Raw genomic sequence first — 14,195 nt, 5'->3', positions numbered from 1 at the left:
TTCTTGCAATCTCCCACCGCTGGCTTCCGTGACGAATAGATAGGCCGCGATCCTTCGCGCCCCCCTCTGTCCTGCCGGACATCTCCTCCACAAGTGGGGAGATTGGCTAATCGTCTGGCCCTACACGCGCCCTTTGAAACCCGCTAGACATGCCCGCATGAATCAACACGCCAAGCTTCGCATCGGCCACTCCGCCTGTCCGCATGATTGCCCGTCGACCTGCGCGCTCGAGGTCGAACTGCTTGACGATAAGCGCATCGGCCGCGTCCATGGTGCCAAGGCCAATAGCTACACATCAGGCGTCATCTGCGCCAAGGTTGCCCGCTACGCCGACCGCGTCCACCATCCGGACCGGCTGCTGAAGCCGCTGATCCGCGTCGGCGCCAAAGGCGAGGGCGCCTGGAAGGAAGCGAGCTGGGAGGCGGCACTCGATCTCGTCGCCGAGAAATTCATAGCGGCCGAGGAAAGATACGGCTCGGAGACGGTGTGGCCTTACTACTATGCCGGCACGATGGGGCTGGTGCAGCGTGACGGCATTGACCGGTTGCGCCACGCGAAAAAATACTCCGGCTTTTTCGGATCGATCTGCACCAATCTGGCCTGGACCGGCTGGATGGTGGGCGCCGGCGCATTGCGCGGGCCCGACCCGCGCGAGATGGCCAAATCCGACTGCGTGGTGATCTGGGGCACCAATGCCGTGGTCACGCAGGTCAACGTCATGACCCACGCCATCAAGGCGCGCAAGGAACGCGGGGCGAAGATCGTCGTCATCGACGTCTATGAGAATGCGACGATGAAGCAGGCCGATCTCGGCCTGCTGCTGAAGCCCGGCACCGACGGCGCGCTGGCCTGCGCGGTCATGCATGTGCTGTTCAGGGAGGGGATGGCCGACCGCGCCTATCTGGAAAAATACACCGACGACCCGAAGGGGTTGGAAACGCATCTCAGGACAAAGACTCCCGAATGGGCCGCCGACATCACCGGACTATCGGTCGCTGAGATCGAGGCCTTCGCCCGCCTCGTCGGCACGACAAAGAAAACCTATTTTCGTCTCGGCTATGGCTTTGCGCGCCAGCGCAACGGCTCGGTCAACATGCACGCGGCGTCCTGCATCGCCGCGGTCACCGGCAGCTGGCAGTATGAAGGCGGCGGCGCCTTCCATTCCAATTCGGGTATCTTCAAACTCAACCAGGATGTGCTGGAAGGCACGAAGATGCGCGATCCCAGCATCCGCTATCTCGACCATTCGCGCATCGGCCCGGTGCTGACGGGTGCGAGCGACGCGCTCTATGGCGGACCGCCGGTGACGGCGATGCTGATCCAGAACACCAATCCGGCCAATGTCGCGCCTGAACAGCGGCTGGTGAGGCAAGGTTTCTTGCGCGACGACCTTTTCACCTGCGTGCACGAGCAGTTCATGACCGACACGGCCAAGCTCGCCGATGTCGTGCTACCGGCGACGATGTTTGTCGAGCATGACGACGTCTACAAGGGCGGCGGCAACCAGCACATCACGCTCGGGCCGAAACTGATCGACCCGCCGGAAGGGCCGCGCACCAACCATTTCGTCATCGAGGAACTGGGAAAACGCCTCGGCATCGCCGACCGGCCAGGTTTTGGCCTGACCGAGCAGCAGCACATCGACATCATTCTCGGCAAGCGCGGGCTGGGCAGCTTCGACAGCTTGAAGGAAGAGAAGTGGGTTGACCTGCAGCCGGATTTCGACACCGCGCATTTCGTCAACGGTTTTGGCCATGCGGACGGAAAATTCCGCTTCCGCGCCGACTGGACCGGGCAGGCCGCCCCCAACCGGCCGCCGAAAAGCATGGGCCTGTTCGGGCCGGTGGAACAACTGCCGGAATTTCCTGATCACGTCGATCTGATCGAGGTTGCGGATGAGGCGCACCCGTTCCGGCTGACGACATCGCCGGCGCGCAACTTCCTCAACTCGACCTTTGCCGAAACGCCGGTGTCGAAGGCCAAGGAAGGCCGGCCGGAATTGTTGTTGCACCCCGACGATGCGGCAGCCCTTGGGCTCGCCGATGGCGGCCGCGTCGAGGTCGGCAACACGCGCGGCGAAGTGGTGCTGCACGCCAAATTCTTCGACGGCATCAAGCGTGGCGTCGTCATCGCTGAAGGCATCTGGCCAAACAGCGCCCATGAACGCGGCGAGGGCATCAACGTTCTGACCGGCGCCGACGCCCCGGCGCCCTATGGCGGTGCGGCACTCCACGACAACAAGGTCTGGCTGCGTAAGCCTCAGGACCTGGGCGCCTAGCGGTTTTCGCAATCGGCATCTGGCCCAAGCGCGTCATGTCGCGGCTGCCAGCTCCCGCGTCTATAGAGACATTCTGTCAGTCGAGACGAGGGAGGATGTCATGGCCAAGGTTTCGCTCCTGGGCATACCGCATGACGAATACTCGTCCTATCTGCGTGGCGCAGCCGCGGCGCCGCCGCTGATCCGGCGCGAATTGCACAGCGACGCCCACAGCTCGTGGAGCGAAACCGGCTTCGACCTGACCGACCGGTTTGTCGATCATGGTGACATCGACTTCGCCGGCGCGGGCGACCCCTGGGAGCGGATCGAGAGCGAGGTCGGCCGCGCGCTGGATGCCGGCCATCCGCTGATCAGCCTCGGCGGCGATCACGCGATCGCATGGCCGGTTCTGCGCGCCGTGCGTCGCCGCCAGCCCAGCCTGACAATCGTCCAGATCGACGCCCACCCCGACATGTATGATGCCTATCAGGGCAATCTGCGATCGCACACCTCGTCCTTCGCCCGCATCATGGAGAAGCGGCTCGCCGACCGGCTGATCCAGATCGGCTTGCGCACCCTCAACGACGAGCTTCGCGACCAGGCCAAGCGTTTCGGCGTCGAGGTGATCGAGGCGCGTCACTTCGGCGAGGATCTGCGGCTGGACCTCAAGACGCCCGTCTACCTCTCGGTGGATCTCGATGGCCTCGATCCGGCGTTTGCGCCCGGCGTCTCCCACCGCGAGCCCGGAGGTCTCACGACCCGCCAGGTGATCAGCCTGATCCAGGGGATCGACCAACGAATCGTCGCCGCCGATGTCGTTGAATACAATGCGAGCCAGGATGTCTCCAACCTGACAGCGCTGGTCGCCGCCAAGCTGGTGAAGGAGATTGCCGGCATGATGCTGAAAACGAATGGTGCTGGATGATTTTATTTGGCAAGGCGGCGTATTAGACGATTGTTCCGACTCGCCTTTCGCAGGATCGCCATGCCGCAGCCGCTCAAGATAGCCATAGCCGGCGCGCTCGGCCGCATGGGGCGGCAGATGGCGGAAGCCGTCGCGTCCGATCCCCGGCTGGCGCTCGTCGCCCGCTTCCATCGGCCGGGCAGCACCAGTGAGGGCATGGTCGATCGCGACGAGGCGCTGGCGCTTGCCGATGTCGTTGTCGATTTCACCACGCCGGCGGCCTCCGTCGAACTGGCAAGGGCCTGCGCCGCTCGTGGCGGTCCAGCGCTGGTCATCGGCTCGACCGGCTTTGAACTGGCCGAACTCGCCGCAATCGCCGAGGTGGCGAAGTCTATCGCCATCGTGCGATCCGGCAGCTACTCGCTCGGGCTCAATATGCTGATCGGGCTGGTCGAGCAGGCTGCGTGGGCGCTTGCCACCGACGACTGCGACATCGAGATCCTAGAAGCGCATCACCGCATGAAGGTCGATGCGCCATCGGGCACGGCACTGATGCTAGGCGAGGCGGCCGCGCGCGGACGCGGCATCGAATTGGACGGTGTTGCAAGGCGCATCCGCGACGGCATTACCGGGCCACGCGTGCAAGACGAGATCGGCTTTGCAGTGATGCGCGGTGGCGGCATCGTTGGCGAACACAGCGTCAGCTTGCTGGCCGAGGGCGAGACGCTCACGCTCTCGCATTCAGCCGACAACCGCTCGATGTTCGCCCACGGCGCAATCGCCGCAGCCCTTTGGGTGGTGGGATGTCCGCCCGGCCAATACGACATGCGCGACGTGCTCGGGCTCGACAAAAAGACAGGACGCTGACCCGCTAATCCCGGGCTACCATCGTCGCACTGTATCGTGATCGGTGAACGCCGGCCCGGCGATTGGTCGCGTCATATAGCCAGTGCTATGACTTAACTGCATGATATTACGACAGAAAATTGTTGCCACAGTGTCATTTAGCAGATTTCAAGATCGAACCGAACGGTTCGGTTCGCACATTTTCGTGATTGGTAATGGCACCAAGGCAGGCCCATCTCGGAGTAGTCCGAGCGACGCGAATTCCTCCCAAGGCACGCGACTTGATGGACAGAACATTAGAAATACTGGAGTACTTAAGATGATCAAGATCGCTCTTACCGCCGCCGCCATCCTCGTCGCCACGGGCACCGCTTTTGCCAAGGGTAGCGACCACTATGGCGACAACAATGCCAACCAGCCGGTTGCCAGCCAGTCTTCTTCTTCTTCCTACATCGACCACTCGTTCACCGGCTCGATTGTGAAGTCTGAAAAGGCACAGGGCGACGCCAATGCCAATGTCCCGGCTCAGTCCGGCCGAGGCATCTGGGGCCGTTGATTCCACCAAATCTTCGACCACAAAGAACGGCGGGCTTGGCCCGCCGCTCTTGTTTTTTCGGGGCCGAAATTCTACCGGCCAGAACTTGAATCACTCCGGCAGCATTCGGTTCCAACTTCTTGTTTGGCCATGATCCTTGCGCGCAGGGATTCGGGATAGTCGCCCACGCCAGGCCGAGCCGCGGTCCTCGGCAATCCGCCAAATATCCGGCGTATCCGGGAATAAAGTCGGGCCGCTCGGGGTCTTGCTGTTAGCGGGGCCATCCTCCCAAGGCGCCGCTTGACCGACAAACAAGGAAACATCGAAATGACCAGGATCACTCTCGTCGCCGCTGCGCTGCTCGTTGCCTGTGGCAGCGCCTTTGCTGGCAGCGATCACTACGGTTCCGACAACCAGCCAGTTGCCGCTGTCGACACGATGGCCACCGGTTCGTTCCGCAAGCCGGACATGGTCGAACACGACGGCCTCAAAAAACCCAAGGTGCCGACCTCATCCGGCGCAACCCAAAACTGGCCGGAGCCCGGCCAGGGCATCTGGGGCAATTGATCGCTCAGACCTCCAGGAGCGGCGGGCATGGCTCGTCGCTCCTGTCGTCCTGCCAGCCATCCAATCCGGCTGTTACGCCAGATCCTTCGGCCCGAGGCAATGCGTCAGCCGCGCCGCGCCGAAGGTGAGTTTGGTCCAGTCGGTGCCAACGACGAAACGGGCCAGCGCCGCGGTCGGGAATTTTTCCTCAAGCCGGCTCTGCGCCGAGCCATCCGATCGCGAACCGGCAAGACGCCGCGCGAATTCTTCCAGCCCGGGATTGTGGCCGAGCACCAGAACGCTGTTGGTCGCGGCACTTGCCTTGCCCACCGCGGCGAGAATGTCCGCCGCCGTCGCTTCGTAGAGCGCCTCGGTAAATTCGACTGGCACGCCAATGGGCAATTCGGCAGCCACCAGCCGCCATGTGTCGCGCGTGCGCAGCGCCGGTGACACCAGCGCCAGATCGGGCAGCCAGCCGCGCCTCGCCAGTTCGCGTCCGACCAGCGGTGCCGCTTTCAGCCCGCGCCCGGACAGTGGCCGGTCGAAATCGGCAAGCCGGGGATCGTCCCAACTCGACTTGGCATGGCGCAGGAGGAGGAGCTGTTTCATCGACAAAACTCAGGCGATCAGCTTGTCGGCGGCCTCGCGCAAAACCTCTTCTCCCCACTGGTTCAGGCTCTTGCCTGCGACTTCTGCGGCAAGCGCTACTTTCGAGTGGACTGACGGGTCGACGCGCAGCATGAGATTTCCGGAATAGGGCTTTTGCGGTGATTTGCCGATTTTCGCGCAGGTTTCGACATAGTCGTCCACGGCTTCATGGAAGGCTGCTTTCAGCCCCGCGACCGTTTCCGCGTGGAACGACACACCGTCGCGAATTCCGGCAATTCGGCCGAAGAAAATCTCGTCGTCATCGTCATAGTCGACACGGGCGGCATAGCCCTTGTAGGTCATCGCATTCATGGCTTCACTCCGATCCTCGACAGGAATTGGCGAGCATCTCTCACTTGATATCGTTTCGCTTCTTTTGACGGGTGCGGCCGATGGAAGGTCTCGACTTCGCCGTTGAACACAAACCGCACGCGCGAGCCACTGCCTTCGATCACCTGGCATCCGACTGCTATCAGCAAGGCTTCGATGGCGATCCATTCGATACTGCCGGAAACCGGATCCGTGAAGATCGCTTTGAGCACGCGCTTGTGCTTGCTGTTCATGCAAGCACAAATAGGCGAGCATGATCCAAAATGCAATCAAATTATGATTGCAGATAAAGCTTTCAGGGCGTAATCCGCGCCAGCTGCTCGAGATCGCGTTCCTCGCGCAGCGGGTCGGGCGCCATCACCACCGAGGTGCCGTTGTCGGCGTCGTCGGCGAAGTGGGCGAGCACGGTGCGGCCGCCTTCCATACGTGCCTTGCCTTCGGCGACCAATCCCAGTGCCAGCGGATAGAGCCGGTGCTCGGCCTTCAGCACGCGCGCGGCCAGCGTGTCCTCATTATCGCCAACCATCACCGGCACCGCCGCCTGGGCGATGATCGGCCCGTCGTCCATGTCCAGCGTAACGAAATGCACCGTGCAGCCATGAATGCGAATGCCGGCGCGCAGAGCCCGCGCATGCGTATCCAGGCCCTTGAAGGCCGGCAGCAGGGCAGGGTGGATGTTGACCATCCGTCCCAGCCATTTCTCGACGAAACGCGCGCCTAAAATGCGCATATAGCCGGCCAGCGCCACGATCTCGGTGCCGAACCCGACCAGAGCCGCGTCGATCGCCCCGTCATGGGCTTCCTTGCTGGCATAGTCGGAGCGCTGGATGACCTTGGTGGTGATGCCGCGGGCCGCGGCAATGCCAAGGCCGGCGGCATTGGCCCGGTCGGAAATGACGCCGACGATCTCTGCGGGATAGGCCGGGTCGCTGGCCGCGGCGATCAGCGCCGTCATGTTGGAACCGCGTCCCGAAATCAGCACAACGGTGCGTTTCTTGTTCATAGGCCGATCGAACCCCGATAGATGACGCCGGCATCACGGCGCGGCACGATGCGGCCGATCGGCGTCACCGTTTCACCAGCCTCCTGCAGCACGGCGGCGACTTGCGCGGCCTGTCCGGAGGTGACGACGAGGATCATGCCGATGCCGCAGTTGAAGGTGCGCATCATCTCTTCCGCCGCCACGCCGCCGGTCTTGGCCAGCCAAGAGAACACCGCCGGCACTTCTATCGCGTCGAGGTCAAGCTCGGCCGAAAAATCCTTCGGCAGCACGCGCGGGATGTTTTCGGGAAAGCCGCCACCGGTGATATGGGCCAGCGCCTTGATGCCGTGCGTGTTGCGGATCGCCTTGAGGATCGACTTGACGTAGATGCGGGTCGGCTCGAGCAACGCCTCGGCCAATGTCGCCTCGTCGTTGAACGGCGCCGGATCGCTCCAGGCCAGGCCGCTGGCGGCGACGATGCGGCGGACCAGCGAAAATCCGTTGGAATGCAGGCCGGACGAGGCGAGGCCGAGCAGCACGTCGCCTTCGACGATGTCGTCGGTCGGCAGCAACTGACCGCGTTCGGCGGCGCCCACGGCAAAGCCGGCAAGGTCGTAGTCCTTGCCATGATACATGCCGGGCATTTCGGCCGTCTCGCCGCCTATCAGCGCGCAGCCGGCCTGTCGGCAGCCTTCGGCGATGCCGCCGACGATAGAAGCCCCCTGGTCGGGGTCGAGCTTGCCGGTGGCGAAATAATCGAGGAAGAACAGCGGCTCCGCACCTTGCACGACGATGTCGTTGACGCACATGGCGACGAGGTCGATGCCGATCGTGTCGTGTTTTCCTGCATCGATGGCGATCTTCAGCTTGGTGCCGACGCCGTCATTGGCGGCAACCAGCACCGGATCGGTGAAGCCGGCGGCCTTGAGGTCGAACAGGCCGCCAAAACCACCGATCTCGCCATCGGCGCCCGGCCGGCGCGTCGCGCGCACCAGCGGCTTGATCTTCTCGACCATGAGATTGCCGGCATCGATGTCGACACCTGCTTCGGCATAAGTGAGCCCGTTCTTGCGCTTGGCTGTATCGCGCTTCGTCATGTCCGGCTCGTCGCTGTTTCCCTTGCGGGCTCTTCGCATGAACAGTTTCGGTCTGCAAGGATAACGGCCAAATGCCGGCTTTTGCCCTCGATAAAACCGTGGACAGCCTGCCTTTCGTCCTTGGTCCTTGCACGCACCCCCAGTCTCCATCATGTATCAGCAAAACAAAAGCGACGGGACATGCGTTTGACCATCCCCAACATGATCACGATCATGCGCTTCGTGCTGGTGCCGGCGGTGGTGTTGGCCATGCTGAACATGCGCTGGGACTGGGCCTTTGCCGGCTTTCTCGTCGCCGGCATTTCCGACGGCGTCGACGGCTTCATCGCCCGCCGTTTCAACCAGCATTCGAAGCTTGGCGCCTATCTCGATCCGATGGCCGACAAATTGCTGCTGGTCTCGGTGTTCGTGGTCATGGGGTTCATCGGGCAATTGCCGCTGTGGCTGGTCGTCACCATGGTGTCGCGCGATGGCCTGATCGTCTGCGCCGTCGTCCTGTCCACCGTCATGGCCCACCCGGTGGAGGTGAAGCCGCTGTTCGTATCGAAGGCCAACACCGCCATCCAGATCGTGCTGGCGGCGGTGGTGCTGGGCGAACTCGCGCTTTCGGTCCACCTCGACCCGCTGCGACCGGCGCTCATAATCCTGTCCGGGGTCTTGACCGTGGCTTCGGCCGCGGCCTATCTCGTGGCTTGGCTGAGGCATATGAGCGGCTATGGCGAAGGCGGCACACCGGGCACCTGACGACGAACTGGCCGATGCCGCCGCATCGGCGGCGTTTCGGCGTCAGATCTTCTTCTGGCTGGCCAGCGCCGTCCTGCTGGCGCTGTTCCTCTATGTCTTCTCCAGCATCCTGTTGCCCTTCGTCGCCGGCATGGTGCTGGCCTATTTCCTCGATCCTGTAGCCGACCGGCTGCAGCGGGTCGGCCTGTCCCGGCTGATGGCGACGGTGGTCATCCTCATCGCCTTCATCGTCATCCTGGTGCTGGCCTTCGTCATCCTGATCCCGGTGCTGGCGACGCAGATGGCCGATTTCGCCAGCAAGCTGCCGGAATATCTGACCCGGCTGCAGAGCCTGATCACCTCTTTCGATCCGAAATGGATCGAACAGAAATTCGGCGTCAACGCCAACGGCCTGCGCGACGGGCTGAACTCGCTGCTCACCTCCGGCTTCGGCCTGTTGACCACCGTGTTCACCTCGATCTGGAGCTCCGGCGTGGCGCTGGTCTCTGTGGTCAGCCTGTTTGTGGTCACGCCGGTCGTTGCCTTCTACATGCTGCTCGACTGGGACCGCATGGTGGCGATCGTCGACAGCTGGGTGCCGCGCGACTATGTCGAGACCGTCAGGGGTATCGCCAAGGACATCAACACGGCAACAGCCGGCTTCGTGCGCGGCCAGGGCACGCTCTGCCTGGTGCTGGGCGCCATGTACGGCACTGGGCTCACGCTGACGGGTCTCAATTTCGGCATCCTCATCGGCCTGTTCGCCGGGTTGATCTCCTTCATCCCCTATGTCGGCTCGCTGACCGGGCTGGTGCTGGCGGTCGGCGTCGCCTTCGTCCAGTTCTGGCCGGACTGGACCATGGTGGTGGCGGTCGCTTGCGTGTTCTTCGTCGGCCAGTTCATCGAGGGCAATATTTTACAGCCCAGGCTGGTCGGCAAAAGCGTCGGCCTGCATCCGGTGTGGCTGATGTTTGCGCTGTTTGCCTTCGGCGCGCTGTTCGGCTTCGTCGGCCTTTTGATCGCCGTGCCGGCCGCTGCCGCCATTGCCGTGCTGGTGCGCTTTGCCATTGCCCGCTATCTCGAATCGCCGCTCTACAAGGGCCACGGCACCGAGCCTGTTGCGCCGCTGCCGGCCAGCCGCCGCAGGGGCGGGCCGCGCGGTTGAGCCTGATGGCGGACCAATCCGAAACGCCGCGCCAGTTGCCGCTCGATCTCGGCCATGGCACCGGCTATTCGCGCGACGATCTCGTCGTCTCCGGCACCAATGAGCAAGCAGTAGCGCTGGTCGACCGCTGGCCGGACTGGCCCTCGCCGGTGGTCGTGCTGGCCGGCCCGGCCGGCTCCGGCAAAACCCATCTGGCCTCGATCTGGTGCGCCCGCGCCAGCGCAACAAAGGTTGACGCCCGGCGCATCGGCGACTGCATGGCAAATCTTGGCGCGCGGCCGGCCCTGATCGACGATGTCGATGCCGGCCCTGTCGACGAAGCCGGATTGTTCCATCTGATCAATGCGGTGCGCGGCGCCGGCTCGCAGCTTTTGTTGACCGCGCGGCGCTTTCCCGCGGCCTGGGGCATTGCGCTGCCCGACCTCGCGTCGCGGCTGAGGGCAGCGGCGACGGTCGAGATCCACGAGCCCGACGATCTCTTGCTGGCCGGCGTCATCACCAAGCTGTTCGCTGACCGCCAGGTCGAAGTCGAGCCGCATGTCGTGCAATATCTGGTGCGCCGCATCGAGCGCTCGCTGGCCACTGCCATGCGGGTGGTGGAGCGGCTGGACCGCACGGCCCTCGAGCGCAAGACGCCGATCACCAGGGCGCTGGCCGCTGAAACCGTCAACGCCATGGATGAAGGGCAGGGCGAGTTTGAGATTTAGAGCACGCGCCCTTCCTTCTGTTCCAGTTTGGCGCCAACTTACCCCTTACCTCCCCACAACGGGCGACGCGTCGGCTCACTGTCCCATTTCGGGATGCAATTGCTGGCATCCGTCTTGCAGCTGTCTCCTTGCCGGCTAACCCCGGTCCTGATTGCGTTCCAAATCAGGTTAGTAGGCTCGTCGGGAATGAGGCTGTTGGGGTTCTCGCCCGGCGAGCTTGCCTTCAGATCGAGTGGTCGCCAGAGCGTCCTGTAAAAGGGCGCTCCTTTCACGCCCACAGCCCGGCCAGATGCCGGACCACCAGATAAACCGCCGTATGCGCCGCTACATAGCAGGCGGCGACGACGACAAAAAACATCAGGCTGGCGAACCTTGACCGGGCGGCGCTGCCGTCCTGCCTCTTGCTTGGCCGGTTGTTCCACATCCACAGGGCGGCGCAGAGAATTGCCCAGACGACCATGACCGGAATCGTGAAACCGTAATAAGCGAAGTAGGGCAGGGCCAATCAGCGACAGCCACGCTTCAAGACCAGGCATCCACAATCCCCTCTTTTGCCGAAGTCTAGACCGGCTGCAGCGCTGGAAGCGAGGGGATTGTCGGTGCCACAGGGTGCGCTCGGCGTCATATGGCCAAGACGACCGACCGAATGGCCGCTCCTGAGAAAAAGAATGGTCGGAGTGGAGAGATTCGAACTCCCGACCCTCTGGTCCCAAACCAGATGCGCTACCAGGCTGCGCTACACTCCGAGCTTTGCGGCGTATAAGGTTCCGGGCGCGGCTGTGCAACCCCTAAACCGCGAAACCGCAACGAACGCGACGCGCTTTAGCCAGTCGCGCGCCATCGCCGTGACCGGACAAATCCCTTGAGCGTGTCCACATCCATGGCGGCGCCGAAAGCGTAGCCCTGCAGCATGTCGCAGCCGAGCGTCTGCAGGATGCGCACATGCTCCATGGTTTCGACGCCTTCCGCGATGACCTCGATGCCGAGCGACCTGCCGATCTCGATGATCGATGCGACAAGCTGCCTTTGCTGTTCGGATTCGACAATCGGGCTGATCAGCTGGCGGTCGATCTTCAGGCGCCGTGGCCGCAGCTTGAGCAGGCTGACGATGGAGGCATAGCCGGTGCCGAAATCGTCGATCTCGATGTCGATGCCGAGATGCTTGATCTGCTCGATGTTCCAGGTCACCAGATCGTCGCTCTCATCGAGGAAGATCGATTCGACGAGTTCGAAGGAGACAGTTCCGGTCCTGATGTTGAGGTCGCGCAGGCCCTTGATCAGTTCCTTGTCCTGAAGCCGCCGTGCCGACACGTTGACCGATACGCGCGGAATCCTGAGGCCCTCGCTCGCCCACTCGTCGAAGCTGGCCAGCGCCTGCTCCAGCACCGTCCTGTCGATCGTCGAGACGACGTTCAATTCCTCGGCGATGCTCAGGAAGTTGTCCGGGGCGAGAATTCCCCGTGTCGGGTGTTTCCAGCGCGCCAACGCCTCGACGCCTGCGATCTCGAGCGTCCTTGCGTCGAACTGCAGCTGGTAATAGGCGACGAATTCGTGGCGTTCCAGGCCGCCCAGAATCTCGTCCGCGACCCGCTTCGTGTTGACGATCTTTTCTTGCAGGGCGTTGGAGAAGAACTCATAGCGGTTGCGGCCATTGCTCTTGGCCCGATAGAGCGCGATGTCGGCATTGACCAGTATGTCCTTGCCGACGAAGTTTGGGCCGTCGTCGGTGGCAATGCCGACGCTGACGCCGAAGCGGCATTGGTGCCCCTGATAGTAAACCGGCCGACGCATCTCGGCGATGATGCGCTCGGCGAGCCGGGCGAGTTCCTTGTCGTCGCAATTCCAGCAGACCACCACGAACTCGTCGCCGCCGATACGGGCGACAAAATCATGATCGCGAACATTGGCGCTCAGCACTTCGGCGGCATGGATCAGCATTGCGTCGCCGGCGGCATGGCCAAGCGTGTCGTTGATCTGCTTGAAGCGGTCGAGGTCGATGTGCAGCAGCGCGATACGGCCATCACCCGGCTTGCGGGAGAAGCTCTCCAGCATCTCGTCCAGAAATCGCCGATTCGGCAGGCCGGTCAGCGAATCGTGCATCGCATTGTGCTCGATGCGCGACTTGGCGAGTTCGAGCTCGGAATTGCGCGTCTCCGCCAGTTGCCTCGCTCGTTCCAGGTCTTGGTTCAACAGCACATCGGCAGTTACGTCCCATTCTGCACCGATCATCTTTGGCGTGTCGTTGCCGTCCTGGAAGAATGCTGCCCTGGTGCGCAGATAGCGGATTTCGCCATTGGGAAGAACGATCCGGTAATCCGACGAGTAAGGTCCCTTGGTGGAGGCCGAGCGATCGAAATCCTCCAGAGCCCGGGGCAGATCGAGCGGATGGATGGCTCCGGCCCAGTCCTCATAGCCGCGCGGCTTGCCGTCTGGTTCCTTGCCGTAGATCTCGTTGACCCGGTCGTCCCACACCAGCGAGCCGCTGGCGATATCGTGCTCCCAGACGCCGATCGAAGACGCTTCCATCGCCAGTTCCAGGCGTCGCGACAGCCGCCGCAGCTCGGAGTAGTTGCGCTGCCGCTCGCCGACCAGCCGGCCCGCCACCAGGATCGGTATCACCATCGCAGCCGCAGCAGCGGCCATCACAGCGCGCAGCCACCAGACCTCGCTATCCGTCGACGTCCAGCCGCCCTTGGGGATCGCCGCGATCTGCCAGGAGCCGGACGGAAGCACGACACCGACCGTCACCGGATTGTTCTTGCCGACAGTGTGGTCGCCGTAGAACCGGGCGCCGGCAACGCCCATCGCATCCTTGCCGGTGATGGTGATGTCGAGGCCAAGATCGGGGTCGAGCAAGCCGCTGGCCTCGTAAAGCCGGTCGACATCGATGACCGCCGAAACGATGCCCCAGAAACGGTCGCTGTTGGCGGGTCCTTTGACGAAGACGGGAAAGCGCCCGATGAAGCCCTTGCCGCCCTGCTTGAGGTCGACCGGCCCCGCCAGGATCAGTTTTTTCTCGTCGCGCGCCCTGAGCGCGGCTTCGCGCTGCTTTGGATCGATGCGGTAGTCGAGACCTATGGCCTTTTCGTTGCCGGCCATCGGGTACATCAGGGAAACCACAAGATCCGGAGCGCCGGCGATGTTGCGCAACAACGTGTCCTCGCTGAGCACATTGCCGGCCAACTGGGCGAAGCGCTGCTGGCCCATATACGGTTCGGTCACAATCGTCGCGACCAGGCCCCTGACCAGGTGCAGGCTGCCACTGATATTGCCTTCGAGCTTGGTTCGCACAAGGTTGACCCGCGCCAGCACATCAGCCCGCGCCGCCTGATCGGCGACAACTCGGTTTTGATGGTCAGCAAACGCGACGCAGATCGCGATGACGACAACAGCAATCATCGCCGGAATGTTGGCCGGCGAGAATACGGCCTGACGAATGCGGCCGAAGCTGGTGT

Annotated in this window: 15 protein-coding genes and 1 tRNA gene; 8 read left to right on the top strand and 8 right to left on the bottom strand. The window is 63.0% G+C overall.

The annotated features are described in order from the left end of the window. Positions 1-157: 157 nt before the first annotated feature. The 5 genes from AC1DX6_RS27825 (at position 158) to AC1DX6_RS27805 (ending at position 5,109) form a co-directional block, all read left to right on the top strand. Positions 158-2,278: a molybdopterin-containing oxidoreductase family protein gene (locus AC1DX6_RS27825; protein ID WP_477319322.1), complete on the top strand. Its 2,121-nt coding sequence runs from the start codon at positions 158-160 to the stop codon at positions 2,276-2,278. Positions 2,279-2,378: 100 nt separating this feature from the next. After that, complete coding sequence (gene speB / locus AC1DX6_RS27820) at positions 2,379-3,182, top strand: agmatinase (protein ID WP_477319320.1); 804 nt, start codon at positions 2,379-2,381, stop codon at positions 3,180-3,182. Between the two features lie 60 nt (positions 3,183-3,242). Next, on the top strand, positions 3,243-4,028 hold the full coding sequence (dapB, locus tag AC1DX6_RS27815) for a 4-hydroxy-tetrahydrodipicolinate reductase (RefSeq protein ID WP_477319318.1): 786 nt from the start codon (positions 3,243-3,245) through the stop codon (positions 4,026-4,028). A gap of 298 nt (positions 4,029-4,326) precedes the next feature. Continuing rightward, positions 4,327-4,563: a DUF680 domain-containing protein gene (locus AC1DX6_RS27810; protein WP_477319316.1), complete on the top strand. Its 237-nt coding sequence runs from the start codon at positions 4,327-4,329 to the stop codon at positions 4,561-4,563. Between the two features lie 306 nt (positions 4,564-4,869). Next, positions 4,870-5,109 carry a DUF680 domain-containing protein gene (locus AC1DX6_RS27805; RefSeq protein WP_477319314.1) on the top strand — a complete coding sequence of 80 codons (240 nt, stop codon included), beginning with the start codon at positions 4,870-4,872 and terminating at the stop codon, positions 5,107-5,109. A 72-nt stretch (positions 5,110-5,181) separates the two neighbouring features. Here the strand turns inward: AC1DX6_RS27805 and AC1DX6_RS27800 are convergent, their stop codons facing one another. The 5 genes from AC1DX6_RS27800 to purM form a co-directional block, all read right to left on the bottom strand. Then, on the bottom strand, positions 5,182-5,697 hold the full coding sequence (locus AC1DX6_RS27800; protein ID WP_477319312.1) for a SixA phosphatase family protein: 516 nt from the start codon (positions 5,695-5,697) through the stop codon (positions 5,182-5,184). A 9-nt stretch (positions 5,698-5,706) separates the two neighbouring features. After that, positions 5,707-6,048, bottom strand: a complete 342-nt coding sequence (locus tag AC1DX6_RS27795; RefSeq protein WP_477319310.1) for a type II toxin-antitoxin system HicB family antitoxin — start codon at positions 6,046-6,048, stop codon at positions 5,707-5,709. Then, positions 6,045-6,299, bottom strand: a complete 255-nt coding sequence (locus AC1DX6_RS27790; RefSeq protein ID WP_477319308.1) for a type II toxin-antitoxin system HicA family toxin — start codon at positions 6,297-6,299, stop codon at positions 6,045-6,047. Before AC1DX6_RS27790 ends, AC1DX6_RS27795 begins: the two co-directional genes overlap by 4 nt. 62 nt (positions 6,300-6,361) lie before the next feature. After that, positions 6,362-7,069 (bottom strand): phosphoribosylglycinamide formyltransferase, encoded by a 708-nt coding sequence (purN, locus tag AC1DX6_RS27785; protein WP_477319306.1) that lies wholly within the window; start codon positions 7,067-7,069, stop codon positions 6,362-6,364. Next, positions 7,066-8,145, bottom strand: coding sequence for a phosphoribosylformylglycinamidine cyclo-ligase (gene purM / locus AC1DX6_RS27780; RefSeq protein WP_477319304.1), 1,080 nt, complete (start codon positions 8,143-8,145; stop codon positions 7,066-7,068). The genes purN and purM overlap by 4 nt, the downstream gene beginning before the upstream one ends. A 186-nt stretch (positions 8,146-8,331) precedes the next feature. On the opposite strand from purM, the gene AC1DX6_RS27775 reads away from it, so the two are divergent. The 3 genes from AC1DX6_RS27775 to hdaA are packed head-to-tail and all read left to right on the top strand — an operon-like array spanning position 8,332 to position 10,740. Further along, the gene (locus AC1DX6_RS27775) at positions 8,332-8,889 is read left to right on the top strand and encodes a CDP-alcohol phosphatidyltransferase family protein (RefSeq protein ID WP_477319536.1); all 558 of its coding nucleotides are present in this window, start codon (positions 8,332-8,334) and stop codon (positions 8,887-8,889) included. Beyond that, complete coding sequence (locus AC1DX6_RS27770; protein WP_477319302.1) at positions 8,861-10,033, top strand: AI-2E family transporter; 1,173 nt, start codon at positions 8,861-8,863, stop codon at positions 10,031-10,033. The genes AC1DX6_RS27775 and AC1DX6_RS27770 overlap by 29 nt, the downstream gene beginning before the upstream one ends. A 5-nt stretch (positions 10,034-10,038) precedes the next feature. Beyond that, complete coding sequence (gene hdaA, locus AC1DX6_RS27765) at positions 10,039-10,740, top strand: DnaA regulatory inactivator HdaA (RefSeq protein ID WP_477319300.1); 702 nt, start codon at positions 10,039-10,041, stop codon at positions 10,738-10,740. A gap of 268 nt (positions 10,741-11,008) precedes the next feature. Here hdaA and AC1DX6_RS27760 read toward each other — a convergent pair whose 3' ends face one another. The 3 genes from AC1DX6_RS27760 to AC1DX6_RS27750 all read right to left on the bottom strand — a co-directional run bounded on the left by AC1DX6_RS27760 (position 11,009) and on the right by AC1DX6_RS27750 (position 14,139). Then, positions 11,009-11,245 carry a hypothetical protein gene (locus AC1DX6_RS27760; protein WP_477319298.1) on the bottom strand — a complete coding sequence of 79 codons (237 nt, stop codon included), beginning with the start codon at positions 11,243-11,245 and terminating at the stop codon, positions 11,009-11,011. 164 nt (positions 11,246-11,409) lie between these two features. Further along, positions 11,410-11,486: transfer RNA gene (locus AC1DX6_RS27755), tRNA-Pro, on the bottom strand. A gap of 76 nt (positions 11,487-11,562) precedes the next feature. Continuing rightward, on the bottom strand, positions 11,563-14,139 hold the full coding sequence (locus AC1DX6_RS27750) for a bifunctional diguanylate cyclase/phosphodiesterase (protein ID WP_477319534.1): 2,577 nt from the start codon (positions 14,137-14,139) through the stop codon (positions 11,563-11,565). Between the last annotated feature and the right edge of the window lie 56 nt (positions 14,140-14,195).

This window comes from Mesorhizobium sp. P2_C4, from assembly GCF_056404575.1.
This window is presented reverse-complemented; position numbering and strand designations above follow the sequence as displayed.